Origin of the sequence: Paenibacillus sp. RC73, from assembly GCF_044908085.1 — a bacterium.
Classification (GTDB): domain Bacteria; phylum Bacillota; class Bacilli; order Paenibacillales; family Paenibacillaceae; genus Paenibacillus; species Paenibacillus terrae_A.
Map to the genome: position 1 here is coordinate 1 of NZ_JBIYCV010000011.1, position 22,751 is coordinate 22,751.

The window sequence follows — 22,751 nt, forward strand, 5'->3', positions numbered from 1 at the left end:
ATACTGGACTAACGAAACCATAGGCTGAAACGATCAATAGGCTAGAGAATATTTGTGGAGTGCATGACGGGAAGAATCAATCGAATCCCGTCTTTTACTCCTTCCATATAGATGGATTGTTTGTCCTGACTTAGTTGATAGCCTATGGCTTCTTCCCATTCAGATAGCAGACGTTGGATATCCTCGTTTTGCTTGGTTTTGAATTGATCCATTTGAGTGAATAGATTTTTGTCCTCAGATAAACTTGAAGCTTGTTGTTCACTAGCAAGTTCTAATTGATAAAAACGTTGGCGTAATGCTTCTCGAAACCAATCTGGCCAATTTGGCATAACATATTTCCCTCCCGTGGTTTGAGTGTGTGTATGGTAACTCTGATGGGGAGGGATGGCAAGTCATTGTTTTGTGTGTAATTTAGTTGTTGGAGTTTTATCAGGAAAAGTTAATTTGGTTTAATACGTTTTTAATTCGCTTTTCCAAATCCATTTGTTCCTCTTCTAATAATTGCTCTTGAAGAATATCTTTTATGTTAAACTGCTGTAATTCTTGTCTAATCTTCTGCAGAGCGTCTGTCTGTGTTAATTTATGAGTTAATAATTTTTCGGCTAGTGTTGTATACACGATTATCTTTTCACTTAATGTATTTTTACAATCACGTTCAAAGCGTCGAAATACACTAATAACTATTTCATCTATAGTTACATTATCTGTGTTTATTTGATTGAAAAATTTATTAACTTCATCTGTCAAGTCATAGTAGTACCAACATACCCTAGGATAGTAATCTAGCTTTTTATTTTCAAGTTCAGGTAACACGTTTTCTTTTCGAGAACGTAGATCATTGTATTGCACTAGTGTTAACTTTTGTTCTTGTTCTATTAAATTAAAGTCTAATTCAGATAGCATTTTAATCATGTGCGCTTTAAAAGTATGCAGAATTCTCGAATGAGAAACTAAAATTTCTGTAAGTACTACATAAATAATCGCTTTGTCCGTTTCACTTTCTTTAGCTAACATATCATATTCATTAAATGTTCTTGCAATTGCCTCTTTATTACTCATTTTTTCATCATCTTTAAATTCTTCGTAAGTTTCGTTGATATATTCTAAATATTCTTCATATCCATAAATCATATTTATAAAAACCTCCAGAATTATTTTGAAGAAATACGTCTATCACCATTATGAACAACTTCAATTGTAATATTAGGGTACTTTTTATCAAATTGCTGAATGATTTGATTGCAACTGGCACATGTATCTTTTTCAGTAAATAGTTTGATTTTTCCTGTTGCATTGGGATTATCGCCTAATCTATGCGCCACATCATTTAATATTTTATACTCTGTATCAGCATCCCTTAAGTAAATATTTCCAGCAGCATCAGGAGCCTCTGTTGCCTTAAATGTTGGATTCTCAGGCTTAAAAGAAAATTCTTCAGTTCCAGGGATTTTTTTATTCGAATTATGAATTCCACTATGTGAATAAAAGTCTGTTTTACTAACTCCTGAAACTTTTACTTCTGCGTAAGCAAAATTACCTGCTTCTTTATATTTATTAGACAATTGTCCCCTAGCCTCTGCCACTTTATCAATAACATGTTGATTTATTTTTGGATCAATTCGACTGGTTGGAAATCTTTTTGTGCCCTGAGTAGCATTCCCCGTCCCCTCAATCTCTATCTCTTTATTGGGCTTTGTGTTTGGAAGTTGGGGGGCCTCTGTTTTTTCACTTATGATTTTAGGACCTGAATGAACAGGTTCTTTAACGGGTAATTTTAGTGTAGGTTTGGGTTTGAAAAATGAACCGGCTCCTTCAACGATCCCTGCTACACCAATCATATTGGACCAATGCTCTGCTGACAAAGGATCTTTAGGTGTCAATGCTCCACGTATAGTCTCTGTTATTCCGAATGTAGCAAAATTGATAGCGTCACTACCAGAGTTACCTTGATTACGTGCGCGCTCCATATAGGCTTGATACAATCCTTTAGGTATACCAAATGACCAATAATCTAAAAATTCACCAAATGAGTTTCCTGCATTTTGATACCTTACGTTATTAGCCTGCTCTATGCCTTTGTATAATTCAACTAGGCTGTTTGCTGATTTTGTAGACGCATTTTGTACTGTATGTGCCTGTTCCATTGCTATTTGGCCTTTTATCATCGCACTGCTACCCGTATGATCTAGATAGCGATCCCATAAGGACTTAGGCTCCTCAACTTGTGGTTTCGGTTGTTGTGCCATGTAGCTGTCATAATTTGCTCTCCAGCGTTGTCTCAGATCTACAGGAACTTGCTGATAGGCATGAGCCATAGCATTCGACTCTTTCAGCAGGTTCTGAATCAGCTCCAGTGGGCCTCCAGAATTCGCTACATGACGCGCACTCGTATATGCTTTTCCTAAAATCCACTTGCTATAGTAGGCTTGTCTCGCTCGCTCATGCTCATACTCACTAATCAACCCCTGCATGGCTAAACCAGCCAAGTGTTTGAGCGGGTGCAACCCCGTTTCTTTACTGCCTCCAACCGTGGGCGTTCCTTTACTACGAATAGGGATGGCTCCAGTTGCTTGTAACACCGTTGCCGCCACTTTACCTGCTGTCCCACCCACCGTATTCAACATCACACTGGCTACGTTCCCAACTACGGGAATGGAACCTAATAGCTTGGATATCGTCCCCATCAAGGCATTCGCCTGTTGAAGCGCTGCTGGAGTCGTAATTTTTGCTTTAGGAGTAGGGGCTTGGCTGCTCTTGGCTGCTGATTGAGCTGCTTCATATGCTTTGATACTCATCAATGGTGGCTCAGGCACAGGAGGGAGGTCAGCTACAAAAACGGGAGCTTTCACCGTACCTTCCTGATAAATGACTGGGGCTTTGGTATCCGTCTCACCATCCAGCACCATGCTACTTTCTCCACCTTTGAGATACAGCGCCGTTCCAGCTTCCAGCGACAGTTCCTCACCTGCATCCAGCTTCACATGACCACCCTGAATCTGTACATCCCCCGGACTGTTGATGGTGATGCCACCATCTTCATTTAGTGTAATGGAAAATCCATCGGAGGTGGACAGGGTCAGTTCTTGCTCAGACATTTCTACGCCGCTACCTTGCACATGTTGCCAAACCTTCACATTCGGCTGTCCATTTGCGTGGCGTTGTTGTCGTAGCGAATCCGTCACATAGGCATCCTGTTCGCGGTGTGTAGGCAGATACAATTCCACCTGTTCTCCTACTTCAGGCATATCGTACCAGCCGCTATGTTCTTCGGCTACATATCGAGTCGCTACGGGAAACCAGCAGGCTTTGGCAGGATCTTGCTTCGGGTCGATGTCCAGTTGAAGCTGTACGAAATCCTGTTGTACCTTGAGCACCGTTCCTGTCAGCGAAATCCCGGTAGCCTGATCGTTTTCATACCGGGCATAGCGAATATTCTGTTCCGCTTGGAGATCATAACGGGTACGCAGTAAGCCATCCTCTAACCGTGTCACTGCCCGAACGACGACCAACTCTTTGCCTTGTCCAATGGGTAACGTGATGAGGTCACCCAGCGCATAATATTGCAAACTTTCAATCGTATAGGTGACATATGAGCCAGCACGTTGTTCTCCGGGCTTTTCCGCATCCAGTTCATGAAACGTTTTTCGTACCCGATAAAATACATCCCGTTCTACCTTGTACTGTTTGCCTTCCGGCATCCCGAAGAAAACTTTGGGTGAGGCTGCGGTTACCTCGGGCACGAGTCCGGAGCCAAAACGGGAAGCAAGACGCTTTAAAAATGCCCAATCGGTCTCCTCATATTGTAAAACAAAAGTATCCAGTTTGGCATAATTAGTTACGGTATCAATGGCGTCTCCATACTCATACTTCCGCACCATTGAGGTGACCAGATCATCATAGGTACGATGAATATCCTGATAGGAACGTTTTTTCAGCTTGATATCCATTTGATAGGAATGGGAAGCAGCCTTCAGTTCAAAGGTATATACTCCACGTGTGCAATTCACAGACATTTGCGTAACGATCCCGTGGAACAGTCTTCTCAGCGATTGTCCCTGATCATCCAACTGACGAATCACAATCGGTTCTTGCTCCATGTTCTGTCCGATGCATGCGGCTCCTTGTTCTTCGGAGAGCATACCACGGATATGTAAAAAGGTATGATCATTAATGGTACGTGTTATTTGAAGTTGATCGATGTGTTGCGGCTGAAAGGGACCATAAAAGCGTAGGCTTTCATATCCGATCCCATCTGATAATAGGCTCAAGTGAGTTCATAACTCCTTTCTAGATGTGATGGCTGATTACAAAAGTAAAGTGCAGCATTTTAAGACCCATATGTATCACTGAGTTTGTTGGGTACAAAGTTACGAGAGGTGATATTTAAATAACAGTCCAGCATATGTATTTATCGGTTAAAAGAGAGATTTAGTTTACAGAATGCCCCATTCGTTGGGTTATTTTCAATGTGTAATACTGGAAGCAGGAGATATGGGAGGGGGGAAAGCTGAAAGTAATTTTGAGCAATTGTCTTTCAAAGTCAGGAACTGAGCTGATTTAATTGTGATTGTGGATTCGGGTAAATTAAATACAGGTTCATATGGAATTAGCGGGATTGGTAGAAGTGAAGGGAGAACGGGCATCAACTGGAAAAAAGGGTGTTGTGGGAAGGAGTAGGTTTTGATAGTATAGGTAATATATATAATAAAAAGGAATATATCCCTTTCATGGTCTCGACACATGTGGAGTGCGTGGTAGTAATATATCGAGATAAGAAGCATTGATGCACGAGGGCTAGAGGGTAATTTGAATATGTTCCTGCATTCAAAAAATAGCATTAGGGTTGAGTGCGGGAACATATATTATTTTCATTCACAAGGCATGTGGAGTGCTGCTCACTGTTGGTCAGGAAAGACTAATAGTTGAGGTGTATTGGCGTATACAGCAACGGAGCAACAATTGTCATTACAGGTAGAGACTTGTGGAGGCGGTTGTATCGCTCTCCCGCAAAACACATGATACCAATAAGGTAGATATGATTAAGAATGCCTTAAAGCACTTTCAAGTAATTTAATATTGGATACGAAAACAAAAAGTTGTTTGCTCTTTAAGAGGGTAGGCAACTTTTTCTATATAAAATTTACTATCACACTATCACAATGATTTCTACATAAAAAAACGTAATTTTTAAAAATTAATAAAATTATCGCTTGCATTTTCAAAAACAAACTTTTAAAATACAGGTATCAATAATAAAAGTTAATTTTAGAAAGGCACGAATTTTAATGAGAAGATTAGAAAACGTAGTAGAGTTCGTGAGTGGTTCACCACAATTTAGGATTATAGAAGTGTTTGATGATAAAGCACCACTTTACACCTATTATGGACAACAAGATATTGAAGATGATTTGGTTGGTATTGATTCTAATGGTAGTGACAGCAAACAAGTACGAACCTTGGATAAGGTCAGTACGCTATGTCAAGGTGATATAGTTTTTAGTTTGATATCGGGAAAATCTACTATAGTTGGTGTGAAGCATCAGGGATATCTATACACGCAAAACTACGTTAAGTTAGTAACTGATGAAAAGGTTGATTCAAAATATCTTGTTTACTTACTTAACGAAGAAAAATTAATTAAGAAACAGTTTCAAATGGGGTTACAGGGGTCTCAAGTTCTAAAATACACGCTGAGACAAGTGAAAGAACTTGAGTTACCAGATCTACTAACAATAGAAAAACAGCGCATGATCGGTGAGCTATATTTCAACCAATTACGGTTGGAAGCATTAAGAACTAGAGCGGCAAATTTGGAAACTACCATAGTATTAGAAAAGCTTAGGGGGGTAATCAATAAATGACCGAGAATCAATTTGAAACAGAATTAATTCAATACCTGACGAGTGGCACAATTACAAAACCAGAACATCTTGAAGGGATAGGCAACTTTGTTGCCAAAGAATCAAATGTTGATTACATAGTGAAAACTAAACTGTGGAAATATGAGCCAAATATTAAAACGACAGAACAACTCTGGGATAACTTCAAGGCGATCTTGGAACAACACAATCAGAACACGCTTGACCATCCTTTAAGTGTTGTGGAATTTAATCAAGTTAAGAAAATTATCTCTAATATTCAGACCCCTTATGAAGCGGGGCAGTTCTTGTATGGTTTAAATGGTGTGTCGCAAATCGAAATTGATTTAGACGATGGACGCCATGTGTTTCTTACTGTTTTTGATCAAAAACAAATAGGGGCTGGAGATACCGTTTATCAAGTGGTCAATCAAATTAAACGACCAGCAGCCATCACAGGAAAGCAAACTCGGTATTTTGATACGACTCTTCTGATTAATGGTCTGCCAATTATTCAAATTGAAGAAAAGCGTGACACCCGTAATGTCGATGAAGCGCTCAATCAAATGAATCAATATGCTGATGAAAATCAGTATCGTGATATTTTCTCCACATTGCAAATTTTGGTGGCAATTACACCGAACAATGTGAAGTATATGGCAAATACTACGGCAGATAAATTTAATAAGGATTTTGCTTTTAACTGGCAACGCAAGAGTGACAATACCATCGTGCGTAACTGGAAAGAATTTGCTGACTCTATGCTTTCGATTCCAATGGCGCATCAAATGGCTACCAACTATATGATTTTGGACGGAACAAAGAACAAACAAATGTTGAAAGTGATGCGTCCGTATCAAGTGTATGCGACACAAAATGTGATCGAGGGCTTGAAACGTTCAGATTTTGAGCTTGGCACCAATAAAATTGGTTATATCTGGCACACGACTGGATCCGGTAAAACTATCACAAGCTTCAAAACGGCATGGCTTGCAAGCCGTATGCCGAAAGTGGACAAGGTTGTCTTTGTTGTGGATAGAATTGCTTTAACCAAGCAAACCAATGAAAATTACAAAGCCTATGACCCTGATGCGACAGAGGACACATTTGGTAGCGTTCAAAACACAGACAATACGACTGATTTGAGTCGTAAGCTTAAAAGTAAAGACAATAGCATTATTGTTACTTCAGTTCAAAAACTAGATACTTTGGTGAAACGCAAAACCTTTAAAGCTCCAGATAAAAATATCGTGTTTATCGTGGATGAAGCCCATCGTTCAACTGGCGGTGACTCATTCAAGAATATCCAAAAAGCTTTTAATAAATCCGCTTGGGTGGGTTATACGGGGACACCGATGTTTGATGAAACGACCACTGGTCTTCGAACAGAAGATATTTTTGGTCCACTATTACATGCATATACCATTCGTGAAGCGATTGCTGACCGTAATGTGTTAGGATTCAAGGTGGATTTTGAGACAACCATTGACGAAAAACAAATGAAAGAACAATATCTTCCTGCGTTCTACCGTGAACGCTATCCCAACTGGAATGAAGAACGAATTCAAGAGAAAATCAACAATCTCTCCCAGGAAGATATGGATGATGCTGTTGAACCCAGTTTCTACGATGAAAATTCGGATCATATCAAATTGGTAGTGCAAGACATTTTCAAAAATTGGCGTAATCGTTCTAATGAAGGCAAGTATAATGCTTTGTTCACAACTCATGTGGGTGGTGGTAAAGCAAGTACGCCAATGGCAATGATGTATTTTAAGGAGTTTCAACGTATCAACGAAGAAAATAAGATGAATGGCGGACAAACATTAAAAGTTGCGGTGACATTTAGTCAAAACACGTCAAACAACGATAGTATGCTTGCCACCAATCAAGGTTTGCACCATGCCATGACAGCTTATAATGCTGAATTTGGCACATCTTTTGGAATGGATGATGTTTCTGGCTATACCCAAGACGTGACTTCGCGATTAAATAAATCGGTCACCGATCGAAATTTCCTCGATTTGGTTATTGTGGTTGACCAATTATTGACTGGTTTTGATGCACCTGAACTTAACACGCTTTATGTGGATCGAACCTTAAAAGGCGCGGGGTTAATTCAAGCTTATTCAAGAACGAATCGTATTGCAGATATGCAAGAGAAGCCATGGGGGCGTGTGGTGAATTACCGCTGGCCTGCGCAAAATGAGAAGTTAATGAATAAAGCACTTGCTGTTTATGCGAATAAAAACTCAGCTATTCTTTCTGAAGAAGAACAACGTCAGTCTAATCAGAAAGACGGTATCATTGCTAAACCATTTGAAGATGTATTTAATGGTGTGAAAGAAGTGGTTGGGAAGCTAGGTAGCTTAACGACTGATTTTCAACAGTTGCCTCCATCTGAAAAGAAAAAGGAGGAGATGCTCGATTTGCTCCGTGAATATAACAGAGGAATGGCAAAATTAAAGCAATATGATCCAGATGAAGTTGATGGCGAAAAAGTCGGATTTAACTATGATGATCGAGATGAGTTAATAGAGAAGTTAGGGATGACTTCAGATCAAGAGAAAATGTTAACAACCGTTTTAACGAATGAATTGAAGTCACATATTGCTAAAGAGAAGAAAATTCCTCTTTATCAAATCGAACTGCGCATGACACATGTGAAGGATGTTAAAGTAGACTATGATTATCTTACTGAACTCGTGGAACGATTATTGAACGAAGTCCACGAAGGCAAAGATGAAGAAGCCAAAGGAACGCAAGAGAAAATCAACCAATTTGCGAATGGATTGGATGATCGTAATTATGCGACTAAGATTATGAATGCGGCTGTTGCAATTATTAAAGGTCACTTCCCACCTGCAGGCTCTGACTTCAAGTATCCTGTGAAGCTGAGTGACAGTGAACATATTATCCAGCAAGCGAACAATGTTAGCCTCGATCGAAGGTTTCTTGACTTCCGAGTGAAGTGGGGAATCACAGATATTATCACAAGTGCTCAAATGCGAGAGTTGTTTAGTCGCCATCGCTACGGCTTACAAGACTTGGATGATACGGGTCAAATCCGTGATATAATCGCTCAAGCCAGTTCTGACTATAAGACACTTGCTCATGATGAAGAAGTGCAGTCATTATCTAAAATTAAATATCGCAACGGTTTGCGCGACGCAATTTACGAACTAGCGGATGAATTGGCAGAAAGTTAACCTGGTCGAAACTGTTCAATAAGGGATGCAGATGGGAGATTGTGATGAACGAAATACAATTTTTAATGTATGATGCCGATGAAAAAGTTGAAGTGCTTGTTCAAGATGAAACGATCTGGGCAACCCAAAAGATTATTGCACAACTTTTTGATGTTGGAGTTCCAGCCATCAGCAAACACTTGAAGAATATTTTCCAGTCTGGAGAATTGGATGAAAAAGTGGTTATTTCTATTTTGGAAAATACCACTCAACATGGTGCAATAGAAGGAAAGACACAGACGAACGCTGTTAAATATTACAATCTGGATGCCATTATATCAGTTGGCTATCGTGTAAATTCACAAAAGGCAACAAAGTTCCGTATATGGGCAACGAATGTCTTGAAAGAATACATCCTTAAAGGTTTTAAAATTGATGTTGAACGGATGAAACAAGGTGAGAATGTTTTTGGCAAGGATTACTTCCGTGAGCTGATTGAAACTGTCCGTTCCATTCGAGCAAGTGAGCGACGTATATGGCAACAAATATCAGATGTATTTGCAGAAATTTCATACGACTATGACAGGAACGCAGAGATCACCAAGAAGTTTTATGCGACAGTTCAAAACAAGTTTCATTATGCCATTACAGGCAAAACGGCTGCTGAAATTGTTTATGACAGTGCCGATAAAGATAAAGAACACATGGGTCTCACTTCTTGGAAGAACTCGCCCGATGGCCGGATCTTACAATCTGACGTATCCGTTGCGAAGAATTATTTATCGGAAAAAGAAATTCGCAGTCTGGAGCGTAACGTATCCGCTTATTTCGACTATGTTGAGCGTCTGCTCGAAGATGAGGTTTTATTGGGAATGCAGGACTTTGCGAAAAGCATTGATGAATTCTTAACATTCAATCGCTATGAAATCCTGGATGGAAATGGACGTATTTCACAAAGTGCGGCTAAGGAAAAGGCTATTGGCGAGTATAAAGAATTCAACAAACATCAAAAATTAGTTTCTGATTTTGATAAAGTAATTAAGACAATACAGGGAGAACAGAAATGAGCGAACGCAAAGAAAATACACCTAGAATAAGATTTCCTGAATTCACTGAAGCTTGGGAACAGCGTAGGTTTTCTGATTTTACTAAATTATCACAAGGGCTTCAAATTGCAATTGATAAACGATACACAGATCCAGGAATTAATCGAGAATTTTATATAACTAATGAGTTTCTCAATCCTAAATCAAATAAAAAGTATTATATTGAAAATCCATCTAAAACTGTAGTAGCTACAAAAGATGATATATTAATGACAAGAACTGGAAATACAGGTAAAGTTGTCACTGATACAAAAGGAGCTTTTCATAATAATTTCTTTAAAATTGCCTATGATAAAACTGAAATTAATAAACAATTTTTATATTTTTTGTTAATATCAAGTAAAATTCAAAAAGAAATTTTAGTTAGAGCTGGTACGTCAACTATACCAGATTTAAATCATAATGATTTTTATAAAATTAAAGTATCAATTCCAAATGTAGAAGAACAACAAAAAATCGGCTCTTTCTTCAAACAATTCGACGATACTATCGCTCTTCATCAGCGTAAGTTAAATAACGTTAAAAATTTGAAGGCTGGATTGCTTCAAAAAATGTTTCCGAAAAATGGCGAGGATTTTCCTGAAGTTCGTTTCCCTGGATTCACTGACGCTTGGGAACAGCGTAGGTTTGATTTGGTGTTTGACCCGATACCGAACAACTCTTTTTCAAGAGCAGATTTAAGCTATGATGAAGGCAAAATAAAGAGTATCCATTACGGCGATATTCTCATCAAATATGGTTCCGTTACTGATTGTGGGAGAGATGTGATCCCGTTCATAACAGGAGCAGAGGTTTCCGATCATGAGAGCCAACTTCTCCAAGACGGTGACGTGCTGATTGCCGATGCCGCTGAGGACAAAACGGTTGGCAAAGCTACTGAAATAGTAGGAATTACAGGCATTCCTGTGGTCTCAGGATTACACACTATAGCTTGCAGACCGAAGGTGAAAATGCAGCCCAATTATCTTGGATATTACATGAACTCACCATCATATCATCAACAATTACTACCGCTCATGCAGGGAATCAAAGTCCTATCGCTAAGTAGGACGAATCTAGCAAAATCAATCATTTGCTATCCGACTTCGGCGCAGGAACAGTCGCTAATTGGAAAAGTGTTTGCTAATGTCGACCACCTCATCACCCTTCATCAGCGTAAGCTGGAACACTTGCAAGAGCAGAAGAAAGCACTACTACAACAAATGTTTATCTAGGGGGAAATAACAATATGAGCAATAATCTGCAAACCATCACAACAAAACTGTGGGCGATGGCCAATGAGCTTCGTGGAAGCATGGATGCTGCAGAATATAAGAACTACATTTTATCCTTTATGTTTTATCGTTATCTGTCAGAACATCAGGAACAGTATTTAGTTAATAACAATGTTATTGATGTTGCCGTTGGTGAATCGATCAATAGTGCCTACTTAGAACAAGCGAATGGTGACGATTTGAATGATTACTTAGAAGATATTTCTGCAAGTTTAGGCTATGCCATTGCACCGCTTGATACTTGGGAATCTTTAGTTCATAAGATTGATAATAGCATGGTGATTCCAAGTGATTATCAAACTATTTTTGATAACTTCAATCGAAACGCTGAATTAAATAGAGAAGCTGCGAAAGATTTTCGTGGCGTATTTAACGACATTAATCTTGGGGACTCACGTCTAGGTTCTTCTACCAATGAACGTGCGAAATCACTTAACCGAATTGTAAAGCTTGTTCATGGCATTGAATACAAAGGTGAAGATAACAAGGATATTCTTGGTGCAATCTATGAATACCTAATCGGTCAATTTGCAGCAAGTGCAGGTAAAAAAGGTGGAGAGTTCTACACACCTCATGAAGTTTCTAAAGTATTGGCTAAAATCGTAACGGACGGTGTAGAAGAGTCGGAACATACTTTTTCGGTATATGACCCGACTTGTGGATCTGGGTCATTGCTGTTAACGGTTCAAGGTGAGCTACCTGGTGGAAATAAACCCGGGGCGATTAAATTTTTTGGTCAAGAAAAGAATACGACAACATACAACTTGGCTCGTATGAATCTGATGATGCATGGTGTTTCATTTAATAACATAACTCTGTCTAATGCTGATACACTTGAAAGCGATTGGCCTGATGGACCAGATGCCCAAGGAACTGACCACCCCCGCTCATTTGATGCCGTGGTTGCGAATCCTCCTTATTCTGCTCATTGGGACAATAGCGAAACGAAACTCAAAGATTCACGTTTTAGGGAATATGGTAAACTCGCTCCTAGAACTAAGGCGGATTATGCATTTATTTTACACAGCTTGTATCATCTGAATGATACTGGAACAATGGCAATTGTATTACCGCATGGTGTCTTGTTCCGTGGTGCAGCGGAAGGTACGATTCGCCAAACTATAATTGAGAAAAACTATCTTGATACAGTTATAGGGTTACCTGCCAACTTGTTTTATGGTGTAAGCATCCCAACTACAATCTTAGTATTCAAGAAAAATCGTAAAACAAAAGACATCTTGTTTATCGATGCAAGTAATGAATTTGAAAAAGGTAAGAATCAAAACAAACTTACTAATGAAAACATTAATAAAATTATCGAAACTTACCGAAATCGTGTACCTGTTGATAAATATGCTCATGTGGCATCACTTGAAGAAATCAAAAAAAACGAGTTTAACTTAAATATTCCTCGCTACGTGGATACGTCTAAAGAAGAACAAACCATTGACCTTGCCGAAGTGAGTAAGCTATTAGAGCAAGATAAACAAGAAATCGCTGAACTTGAAGCCAAAATCAATGAACAGCTGAAAATTTTGGGTATTCATGTGTAGAAATTGACGAAAAGGGCCAAGGATATTATTCCTCGGCTCTTTTTTTAAGCCATTCGCTTGGGAACGGCGTAAGCTGGGAGAAGTTATGCCGTGCAGTATTTCTATGAACTGCGGCGCAGTACGTTATAGAAGATGGCAAGGAGGGGCGGCGCTCTTCCTTTTTTTGCGAGTCTTTTGGGGAGTATGCTTCTCTATTGGGTATGATATACTCATTTAGATGTCTATGCTTAACATATACTGCCGTTTGAACTACGTTGCTTAAACATGTTATATGTGAAGAAGAAGCAAGGACATGAACAGGTTAGCTTTACCATTTTGGGACCAAAGATTTGTCCTGGTATTTATAGAGGAGTTTTTGATATGACGAATAATTTTTGGCGTGATTTGCCACGACCTTTTTTTATACTGGCACCGATGGAAGATGTGACGGATGTTGTGTTTCGCCATGTCGTAAGTGAAGCAGCCAGACCGGATGTGTTTTTTACGGAGTTTGCGAATACAGAGAGTTATTGTCACCCGGAGGGGAACAAAAGTGTACGCGGGCGTTTGACTTTTACAGAGGATGAACAGCCCATGGTGGCCCATATCTGGGGAGATAAGCCGGAATATTTCCGTGAAATGAGCATTGGTATGGCGAAAGAAGGCTTCAAAGGCATTGATATCAATATGGGTTGTCCTGTAGCGAATGTAGCCGAGAATGGGAAGGGAAGCGGCCTGATCTGCCGTCCCGAAATCGCAGCGGATATCATTCAGGCCGCCAAAGCCGGGGGACTGCCCGTGAGTGTGAAAACAAGGCTCGGTTTCACTGCCGTAGATGAATGGCGCGACTGGTTAACCCATATTTTGAAACAAGACATTGTTAATCTCTCTATTCATCTGCGGACAAGAGAGGAAATGAGCAAAGTAGACGCCCACTGGGAAGTGATTCCGGAGATTAAGAAACTTCGTGATGAGGTGGCACCAGATACACTGCTGACCATTAACGGGGATATCCCTGACCGTCAGACTGGCTTGAAGCTCGCTGAGCAATATGGAGTGGATGGCATTATGATTGGGCGTGGTATTTTCCAGAATCCATTTGCTTTTGAGAAGGAGCCGAAGGAACACAGCAGTGAGGAATTGCTTGATCTGCTGCGGCTTCATCTAGATCTCCATGATCATTATTCAGCGCAGGAGCCACGTTCGTTCAGCCCTCTCGCCCGCTTCTTCAAAATATATGTCCGTGGATTCCGAGGGGCAAGTGAACTCAGAAACAGCTTAATGAACGCCAAATCAACAAGTGAAGTACGTACATTGCTTGATGAGTTTGGAAGCAAGGATCATGATGAGGTAGAGGAACGTGGAAATTAAATTGCCAAGTTGGGGGACGGCTGCCAATGTAACTAAGGCAAGCATCAATGAATTCGGTCGCTTTGATGATTTGAAAGCTTCCGTAGACAAAGCTAAGGCAAAGGATTATTTTGAGAAACTAGAATACGCAAAAATACCAATTTTCAAAATTAACATAAAAGTACACAATTTGCTCCAGAAGTTCATTCTTAAAGGTCGGTTTGATATTGAAGAGCGGGAGATTTAAACTGAGGGATGTCCAGTTATTAATCAATTATTGACCACCAACTCCCACCTCACCGTGCAGATACCTGGTTTGTCAATGAAGGAGAATTACACTCATCTGCTGTTCAATATGTGATAGGGACAGAACCTATTCCGAATATAGGGTCAATTATTGACAGCAAGCAGTTTGATAAGTATAAAGCTGTACACCCAGATGCAATACCGTTTAAATATGGACCCGAAATGAAGCGGCAGTGGAGAAAGTTGTTGGATGAGGTCATTGTGCCTTTGAAAGATGAATTGAGATAAAATTGTTTTTCAATATACTTTTCCCCTTCAAGTAGGCACTCCAAAAATCCACATGATGCTATGTGGCTGGGGCAACTTGGAGGGGATTTTGGTATGGCTAGATACAAAATACAGAAGTACTGTAAAACTAAGCACGCCTACTACTATGCAACTAATAGCTCAATTATGTTCACTACGTTCTAGTTCTTTCAAAGATACTCCATCTTTTGTTTTCCATTCTGTCAGCCCATTTACATGACCACCAATGACAAAAGCAGCAGCATATGAGGGGCTACGGACCAGGATATCTTCTTGTAAAATTCCATTTGCATCTATTTTGGCTGTTTGTCTGCGTTTCTTAATGCCAGGCGGAATGCTGTCAGAGTCGATAGTCTCAATACGGCTGCCTTGTAAGACAACAAAACCCTCGTTAGTTTGTTTACAACTTGCTTCAATGATGAGTCCGCTTTTGCGGCTTTTTCGCTTCATAAAGAGAAGTAATTCCTCTTCAGTAGAGTCTACTTCAACAGCGAGTTTGGTTTTAATTGTTAGCGGTTCAAATAATTTATGCCCAAGAACGCCCATTACAATTTTGGCATAATCAATGAACTCTTCGAGTTCACTTTCTTTCTCCTCTGTGATGTTGCCAGGAGTGGGATCATTGCCGTTTTTGACTAAGTACCGATTAGCATCCATGGCAAGGGCATAAAAACGGTTTTCAAGATAGCTTATCTCTGTAGGACCAAATGAATTATTGGATGTAGTAAATACAATGGCTTCTGTCCAGTAATCTTTGTCTGGATTTCGCTTGTGCTCTATCAGGCGATAAAGCAGGCCCTCTCCATTTTTCCGTACCCCAGCTTGTCCAATGTATACGACATCGTCTTCAGTCTGATCAGATTCGCCAAATAGAAAGTATACACCGCTCTGAGATAGATCGTCACGGCCTTTGCACTTATCAAGTTCTGTGCGTGGAATTTTGTAAACGACACCTGTCCAATTAGCCAAAGTGCACTTGATTCTACCGCTTGGTGTACCGTCCATTAAAAAAAGATTTATGCTCTTCCCACGTACGGTCATTTAATGAAGTCTCCTTCTTACCCAGATTGTACATACACAAAATATCTTTTAGAATGCTGTTACTTTATTCTTCGTTTGTGAAGGAAACAGGAAGTAGAAAGTTCGTTGGTCTGATGAGGATGCAGAAGCAACGGTGTTTAATCATTTAGATTCTTCTCCTAACAATTCACTAACGGAAATTTCCAAGGCCTTAGCGATAATCACTACCTCATAGTCTTGAACAAGTCGGTACTGTCCTTCCAAGCGTGATAGACTGGTTGGACTGATATCCAGCCCAAAAGTTTGCAGCCGGGCTAAAAAATCTTTTTGCTTCATTCCCTTTGCTTTGCGTATGGCGATTACACGAGTGCCAATTATGTTTTTGTCGCCAGGTGGTTCCTTGCGATGCTTCATATGTATGCACCTCTCATTTTATCCAAATTGTACGGGATAGAAGTCTTGTTTTAATGCGAATATCGGAGTAAAATAAACCGATTATCGCATTAAAAATAAATAAGTTATTTTGAGACACAATTACTATATGCCGCTCATAGAAGGGAACTGAAGACAAAATAATGATTCGTTTACATGAAGAGATGGAGAAAGAAAGACGCCGAATGAACGAGCTTGGACAAATCTTGTTGGAGCAGTCTGTCCAGCTGTTTGAGCATGAAGAACTGATGAGGTTGAGTCAGAGAGTGGATCAATTAGTGATGCGCCTTTATCATGCAAGGCTGGAACAGACCGAAGGACAGTATGTGCGAGGAGGAACTGACATTGAAGCTCCCGGCATGGTTTAAAGGCGTAATTCAGCATAGGCTGGATGATGTTTGCGCCCGCATTATACGTGATCCTGAGATTAGTAAGTTACGTAAGGAAGAGAGTTTAGCATTTCATAAGCTAGTTTCTGATATGGATATTGTGAACAGACCTGAGTTCTCAGAGTGGGAGGATAAGCATCATTATAAGCAAGCGTTGGAGAATGAAGCTCTATATTGGCAGGGCTTGAAGGACGGAGCGCAGCTTGCACATGTTGTATTAGGGATGATGCTTTATGATGAAAAAGAGGAGGATGAATAGTGTGTTAATTGTGGGAGATCTATTATTAAAGGGGTGCTCAAAATTAAGAGAAGTCGTTATTCTCTTATAAATAATTATTAAATAATACCATCAAATACAAAAGAATTGTTCATTCTCAAGGTTATTTTCTTATTGGAGCCCCAGTTCCAATAGTACAGATTTTCGTTAAAATTGTACTTTACTTTTAAACGGTTAAAGTTCAAGGATTGCGAAAGTTCCTTGCGAATCAAGTCTAGATGAGATTCCTTTATCCATGCTTGCCAATAGGACGGAACAAGATGAGAATGCGAATACAGTGATTGTAGGAATGAATCCGGGAGCATCAATTCATAGGCCAACTGTTGATAAGAATAAATTTCGTCGTTCTTGTTTGAACTAATGATAAGAGCATAATTAAAATAAAAACAGAACCCGACTTGTCCGTTGAGTGTTTCAGATTTATAACTTTGATTGAATTGCTGAACTAACAGTTGTCTTATTTGTTCTTTAATAAATGAGTCTGGTCTGGCATTGAGAATTTGTTCACTGACTGTAAGCTCTGGCATTGCAACCTCCTTAATAGCCCTATATACAGAACGTATGTTCTTGTTTAAAGGGCTATTATATCATTATTCAATCATAAAGAATACCTATTTTTTCCTACCTGTTAATTTTTTTGTAATACTAGCAGTGTCCAAGATAGAGTAGCCTCTTGCAGCAATCTCTATGTCCTGAAGTTTCTCATCTATATATTCTTTTGTGATAATGACATCATCAGTTGAAAAAATTGCAGCCACTTGTTTATAAAAAACATCAGGTGATTTTTCAATCTTATTCTTGTTGTGGATGAACTGATCGTATAAATAGGCAAGATCTTTAGTATTAATGAATACTGGCTTTGTAAGATGACCCATTGCAATTTCTTGACGTATAAAATTTGCCATAGCTTGTGCTTGGCGATCTCTAAATTTATTGCTAACAAAGATATGGGAAGTTATTTCTCTTGAACTACAATAGCTTGAAATTTCTATCATTCTATTCAATGAATTAATATAATGAAGACCCTTTCGATTTTCGGAAGAACCTAATTTGTACCCTGATTTTTCTAATGTGAATTTGCAATCATAACTAAACCCATGTTTGACCTCGAAAGACATAGTCCTCATATCTTCTTTATACTGAATGGCAAAAATTCCTTCAGGTACAGTATGACCAGTATATTCTTTGCCCCACTTCTCAGAGTTAGGGAACAGGTGCTTGATAATTGTAAATACTTCATCTTCAAGCATATCCTCATCATATACATCTTTAAGCTCGGCTGTCTTACCACCGATGTAAGAGAGATTTTTTGTGGCCTTCATAGCAGCGGTAATAACCTGATGATGGATACGTTTTTCTAAATCATTCAAATAATCTACCATTAAATTAGGAAATTGAGATTTTTCTTGGTGAACATATACATCACCAAATGTTACTTGCTCAATAGTCTCAAGGGCATAACGATCACTTGTCTGTTTATCGATTCCATAACATACGATAATCGTTGGAATCAGTTTTCTTTCGATCCATTCCAGAGTTTTTCTAGTGAGCAGACTATCTGTAACTAATACTTGATAAGGTCGATTGTTGTAAATGAATCGTTTAAAAGTAAATTGGTTATTTCTAAATTTCTGTTTGGACAATTTTGGGGTATTGCAATGTTCATGTTGAGTAACAAATTCATCAATCAAGTGATGAACGTACTTCTCAATGTTTTCTTTGTTTGGACTCAACTCTTGCAAAGTAGTTTGGTTGATTGGCTCGTCACACTCAGGGCATTTCAGCGTTCCCTTTTCTTCAACTTTTTCGAAAACCAGTTCACCATCCGAGGTGTTAAAGGAGCAATGTGAACAGTAAAAAATAGTTTCATCAATTAAATCAATTAACTGAGAGGAGTGTAACTCTGTGAATATACTTCTATGCTCATTAGTTAATTGGTTAGTGTTGGCCAATCTGAAAATTTGATCAACTTTGAACGCCTCTCCACCATCAAATTTGTTTTTTACAGGCTTATCAAGCGGGAAGCCGAATTTATTCAGGAATTTCTCTTTAATTCTCTTTTTAGCAGGATCAGTCAAACTACTGTCATTAAGTTTGAAAATAACATTTCCGTCCTCAAGTACAATTGAGCGAATTGTCTTTGAATGTTTTTCAGAACAAAAACCAATTTTTTGAATATCTTTAAGACTATATAGATCAATAATTCCTCTTCTAAATGCATCATTGACGCTGGGCCAGATATCACTGCCCTTAAGTTGCAGCGTAACATCAGGTGATTTAATCAGTAATGAATTAGAGAATGTAATCGACTCAATAGAAAAATCCTCGGGTTCTTCATTACTGACCGGAATGCCATCCCGAAAAAGTTGAACAATGTCATCTGTGTTATATTCGATGAAGGGGTCATTTTCCATTTTGCGTAAAGCAGTGTTAAATTGCTCGTCAAAGTATTGTTTTACGCCCCGAATATCAGTTTTCGCCGCTTTAATCTCCAGTGTTTGATTTTGAATATCTACAGCAAATAAAATCTGATCCCGATCCTTTATCCGTTTGTTCTGGTCATAGCCAGGCTTCTTTGAATCTTTTATCAGTTTATACAAAAGATAGATCGAATGTTTTTCGCCAACATCAGAATGTGCAACTACTCTATAATCACTGCTGTGACCTGAGTTTTTGTGCATGATATCTATAAGCATCGTTTGGTAAGCTAGATCACTGCTTAGTTTCTTTCTTATGTCGGGGAATTTTATATCAGCAACATAAAGATCACCAGAAGCCTTAGTTCTCCACTCATGAAGAACGAGAATTTCAAATAGCCAAGAAGGATTCGTATAGAATAAATGTATTAGTTTGACCATTGGCGACACGGAAGGAAAGGCATGTTGTGGCTCTTTATATCTAAAAACCTCTTCCACAGCTTTTTTCTTTCTTCGCAGAAAATCTTTTAAATACATAAAATTAAGGAAATCTGGGATTTCTTTTAGATTTTGTTTCCACCTTTGATCATCAAAATCAGGTAGTTTAAAAATGGACTGTAATACCTCCATGTCTGTTAAACTAAGATTGGAAGTAAACATGGTCTTATCGGCTTCGGAATAAACTTCTAATATCCTTTCATGGTTGACAAGCAACTCATCCCAGTATGTTTCAGTAACATTTTTTTTATCAATTAATTCTAGTGAATGTGACATTGTTTCCATTCCTCCGGCAATCTAATTCTACAAAAAGTGGTTAATTGAACCAGATAGATACTTCTTTTATACTACAAATAGTGAAAAAAACCAATAAAACTAGGTCTATTGGACTCATAATAATGAATATAATTAGAAAATGTGGTGAAAAAGCAGGTTGATACAGAGCGGTAATTGATAGGTGCTTATAAGGTGAATATTAAGACAGGATTTTGTAGCCTAGGCTCTGCAGAAAACAGTTTATACTGAATGAAAACTATCTTTTTTAATCCATAAATGTCCCATTTTTCAAAAGAAAAGCCTGACAGCCGCTAATGCTGGTAGTAGGCATTGAGAACATAGGAGGATACATGTCCTGGAGCAAATTGAAGCAACAACTTGAGAGTTTCCGCTGTCCTGCGTTAAATGGAAGGGTCGAATACCGAGCGACCAGTTACCGTTATTTACCTGATAAATCTGGAATTTGTTATATTGCTGTAGATAAAAAAAATATACTCAATATGAGTGATATCACTAGCCCAATCAAATGGTATCAGACGGAGCTGGAAATTAAGAATGATCCCAATATCCAAGTTCCTATCAACAATGAAGAAATTGAAGCGATCAGAAAAGATACCAAGGGGACCGTTCCGGAGGATCGTCTAAAAGTAATAGCAAGAAGTAGAAAAATATCAGAATATGCTAAGAATATTTTGTCAGCACAGGCTTCATTAAGTAAATCAAATTTTATCGTTGTCGCTAATAAGTTTTTATCTATTTCTATAGAGGAAAGCTTAGAGAGTAATGATATCTTATTAAATATTCTAGCTTTAGTGGACAGACGAGTTGGAAAAAAGCGAATATTAAACATGACCGAGAAGATGAAGTTAAAGCATCCCATTGTGCAGTATTTTTATGAACTACGGCGTAGTACGTTATGAAAATAAATAACTTTCATTGAAAGAGTATTCAAGACTAGATAAACCTGTTCGATTCAGGTCGTCGGCTTTTCATTTTATGGGGGCGCATCGTATCAGTGTTGTTCTCACTGAACACACAAACACATGTAGTAGAGTGTTACAATCTTGGTATTCAAGGGTTAAAAATGAGTAAATAGGTATTGGAACTCCAACAGCTCACGTTTCTAGAGTCTGTAAAATATATTGTGTAAACTCTCAAACCCATTAAAATGGAAGTAAGAGAAAGGTTGGGGAGAACACATGGGACTTTGGTCAAAACAGCAACTTCGGGAATTCATTAAAGAGAACAATCTGGTAACCGCGCAAGATGCACAGAATGCATTAAAGGATCTATTTGCAGAGACGATTCAGGAGATGCTGGAAGCTGAAATGGATACCCACTTGGGCTATGGAAAGCATGAAGTGAAGGCGAAACTCACTCCAAACAGTCGCAATGGAAAGAGCAGTAAAACGGTAGTCAGTGAGTACGGCGAACAGGACATCGCCATTCCTCGGGAACGCCTGGGTGAGTTTGAGCCCCTGGTCGTTAAGAAGCATCCATCGAATGTAACGGGTATCGAAGAGCAAATCATCGCCCTGTATGCCAAAGGGATTACACTAGGGAAATCCAGGATCATCTGGGACAGATGTATGGCATTGAAGTCTCCCCTACGCTCATTTCCAATGTCACGAACAAGATTGTGCCTCTCATTAAAGAATGGCAGAATCGACCTCTGCAAGGCGTCTATACAATCGTCTATCTGGGTGCGATCCACTTTAAAGTCAAGCAAGATGGGGCCATTATCAACAAGGCCGCCTACATGGTCATTGGCATCGATCTGGACGGAAACAAGGATGTGCTGGGCATGTGGATTGGTGAGAATGAGTCCTCCAAGTTCTGGCTAAGCGTACTGAATGAGCTTAAGAATCGCGGGGTTCAAGACATCCTCATTATCTGTGTGGATAACCTGTCTGGATTCTCTGGGGCAATTGCGGCCTGCTACCCTCAAACCGAAATTCAGAAGTGTATTATTCACCAAATCCGCAGCTCCACCCGTTACGTGTCATACAAGGATATTAAGAAAGTGACTGCCGACTTAAAGCCCATTTACAAGGCAGCTACCGAGGAAGGTGCCTTGCTTGAACTCGACCGCTTCGAGGAAGTCTGGGGAGCCCAATATCCCCTGATACTCCGTTCTTGGCGGACCCATTGGGATGAACTCGCTACCTTTTTCAAATACCCGCCCGAGATCCGTAAACTCATCTATACCACGAATATGATCGAGAGTTACCACCGCCAGCTTCGCAAGGTAACGAAGGGGAAGAGCATCTTTCCTACAGATGAAGCCTTGCTTAAAATGCTCTATCTTGCCACCGTCGACGTCACTCGGAAATGGACAGGACGTGTCCAAAACTGGGGGCAAATGCTGCTCCAGCTTTCGGTCTTTTTCCCCGATCGGGTCGGTCAACACTTGCGTTAGATTCGCGTTTTCCCCCTCGGGGGAATCTATGTTTAAAAGAGTTTACACAAAATTATTGACAGACCCCAATTTGATGATAACCTATTTAATGCGTTGGTGGAGAAGATAACCATTCTCTCACCAGCGCATTTTTTTTTACCTTGAAAAGTGGAATGAGCATAGA

General features: G+C 39.3%; 17 protein-coding genes and 2 pseudogenes. 12 read left to right on the forward strand and 7 right to left on the reverse strand.

The window, feature by feature from the left end; genetic code table 11:
• Window positions 1–41: 41 nt before the first annotated feature.
• The 3 genes from ABH897_RS22210 to ABH897_RS22220 form a co-directional block, all read right to left on the reverse strand.
• The gene (locus ABH897_RS22210; RefSeq protein WP_404592702.1) at window positions 42–329 is read right to left on the reverse strand and encodes a hypothetical protein; all 288 of its coding nucleotides are present in this window, start codon (window positions 327–329) and stop codon (window positions 42–44) included.
• A gap of 100 nt (window positions 330–429) precedes the next feature.
• Complete coding sequence (locus tag ABH897_RS22215; protein WP_404592703.1) at window positions 430–1,131, reverse strand: Imm3 family immunity protein; 702 nt, start codon at window positions 1,129–1,131, stop codon at window positions 430–432.
• Window positions 1,132–1,151: 20 nt separating this feature from the next.
• Window positions 1,152–4,268 carry a deaminase domain-containing protein gene (locus ABH897_RS22220; RefSeq protein WP_404592704.1) on the reverse strand — a complete coding sequence of 1,039 codons (3,117 nt, stop codon included), beginning with the start codon at window positions 4,266–4,268 and terminating at the stop codon, window positions 1,152–1,154.
• 1,017 nt (window positions 4,269–5,285) lie between these two features.
• Between ABH897_RS22220 and ABH897_RS22225 the strand changes: the two genes are divergently transcribed.
• The 8 genes and pseudogenes from ABH897_RS22225 to ABH897_RS22260 form a co-directional block, all read left to right on the forward strand.
• Window positions 5,286–5,861 carry a restriction endonuclease subunit S domain-containing protein gene (locus tag ABH897_RS22225; protein WP_404592705.1) on the forward strand — a complete coding sequence of 192 codons (576 nt, stop codon included), beginning with the start codon at window positions 5,286–5,288 and terminating at the stop codon, window positions 5,859–5,861.
• On the forward strand, window positions 5,858–9,067 hold the full coding sequence (locus ABH897_RS22230) for a type I restriction endonuclease subunit R (RefSeq protein ID WP_404592706.1): 3,210 nt from the start codon (window positions 5,858–5,860) through the stop codon (window positions 9,065–9,067). The genes ABH897_RS22225 and ABH897_RS22230 overlap by 4 nt, the downstream gene beginning before the upstream one ends.
• A 44-nt stretch (window positions 9,068–9,111) precedes the next feature.
• Entirely contained in the window at window positions 9,112–10,113 is a 1,002-nt protein-coding gene (rhuM, locus tag ABH897_RS22235; RefSeq protein ID WP_404592707.1) for a RhuM family protein, read from the forward strand.
• Window positions 10,110–11,366, forward strand: a complete 1,257-nt coding sequence (locus ABH897_RS22240) for a restriction endonuclease subunit S (RefSeq protein WP_404592708.1) — start codon at window positions 10,110–10,112, stop codon at window positions 11,364–11,366. The genes rhuM and ABH897_RS22240 overlap by 4 nt, the downstream gene beginning before the upstream one ends.
• A 14-nt stretch (window positions 11,367–11,380) precedes the next feature.
• On the forward strand, window positions 11,381–12,979 hold the full coding sequence (locus tag ABH897_RS22245; RefSeq protein ID WP_404592709.1) for a type I restriction-modification system subunit M: 1,599 nt from the start codon (window positions 11,381–11,383) through the stop codon (window positions 12,977–12,979).
• A gap of 360 nt (window positions 12,980–13,339) precedes the next feature.
• Window positions 13,340–14,329 carry a tRNA dihydrouridine synthase gene (locus ABH897_RS22250; RefSeq protein WP_404521893.1) on the forward strand — a complete coding sequence of 330 codons (990 nt, stop codon included), beginning with the start codon at window positions 13,340–13,342 and terminating at the stop codon, window positions 14,327–14,329.
• On the forward strand, window positions 14,319–14,555 hold the full coding sequence (locus tag ABH897_RS22255; RefSeq protein ID WP_404592710.1) for a hypothetical protein: 237 nt from the start codon (window positions 14,319–14,321) through the stop codon (window positions 14,553–14,555). Before ABH897_RS22250 ends, ABH897_RS22255 begins: the two co-directional genes overlap by 11 nt.
• Window positions 14,556–14,611: 56 nt before the next feature.
• Window positions 14,612–14,842: pseudogene (locus tag ABH897_RS22260) on the forward strand (hypothetical protein); the annotation flags it as partial.
• A gap of 159 nt (window positions 14,843–15,001) precedes the next feature.
• Here the strand turns inward: ABH897_RS22260 and ABH897_RS22265 are convergent.
• Both ABH897_RS22265 and ABH897_RS22270 read right to left on the reverse strand, forming a co-directional pair.
• Entirely contained in the window at window positions 15,002–15,901 is a 900-nt protein-coding gene (locus tag ABH897_RS22265) for a GIY-YIG nuclease family protein (protein ID WP_404592711.1), read from the reverse strand.
• A gap of 141 nt (window positions 15,902–16,042) precedes the next feature.
• Entirely contained in the window at window positions 16,043–16,294 is a 252-nt protein-coding gene (locus tag ABH897_RS22270) for a helix-turn-helix domain-containing protein (RefSeq protein WP_404592712.1), read from the reverse strand.
• A gap of 161 nt (window positions 16,295–16,455) precedes the next feature.
• Between ABH897_RS22270 and ABH897_RS22275 the strand changes: the two genes are divergently transcribed.
• Both ABH897_RS22275 and ABH897_RS22280 read left to right on the forward strand, forming a co-directional pair.
• Entirely contained in the window at window positions 16,456–16,680 is a 225-nt protein-coding gene (locus ABH897_RS22275) for a hypothetical protein (protein WP_404592713.1), read from the forward strand.
• Window positions 16,658–16,960, forward strand: coding sequence for a hypothetical protein (locus ABH897_RS22280; protein ID WP_404592714.1), 303 nt, complete (start codon window positions 16,658–16,660; stop codon window positions 16,958–16,960). Before ABH897_RS22275 ends, ABH897_RS22280 begins: the two co-directional genes overlap by 23 nt.
• Window positions 16,961–17,037: 77 nt before the next feature.
• On the opposite strand, the gene ABH897_RS22285 is transcribed toward ABH897_RS22280, so the two are convergent.
• Together ABH897_RS22285 and ABH897_RS22290 are read right to left on the reverse strand one after the other, a co-directional pair.
• Window positions 17,038–17,505, reverse strand: a complete 468-nt coding sequence (locus ABH897_RS22285; RefSeq protein ID WP_404592715.1) for a hypothetical protein — start codon at window positions 17,503–17,505, stop codon at window positions 17,038–17,040.
• Window positions 17,506–17,589: 84 nt separating this feature from the next.
• Entirely contained in the window at window positions 17,590–20,169 is a 2,580-nt protein-coding gene (locus ABH897_RS22290) for a hypothetical protein (protein WP_404592716.1), read from the reverse strand.
• Window positions 20,170–20,519: 350 nt separating this feature from the next.
• On the opposite strand from ABH897_RS22290, the gene ABH897_RS22295 reads away from it, so the two are divergent.
• Both ABH897_RS22295 and ABH897_RS22300 read left to right on the forward strand, forming a co-directional pair.
• Window positions 20,520–21,089, forward strand: coding sequence for an SF0329 family protein (locus tag ABH897_RS22295; RefSeq protein ID WP_404592717.1), 570 nt, complete (start codon window positions 20,520–20,522; stop codon window positions 21,087–21,089).
• A gap of 279 nt (window positions 21,090–21,368) precedes the next feature.
• A pseudogene (locus tag ABH897_RS22300) lies at window positions 21,369–22,588 on the forward strand (IS256 family transposase).
• Window positions 22,589–22,751: the final 163 nt, after the last annotated feature.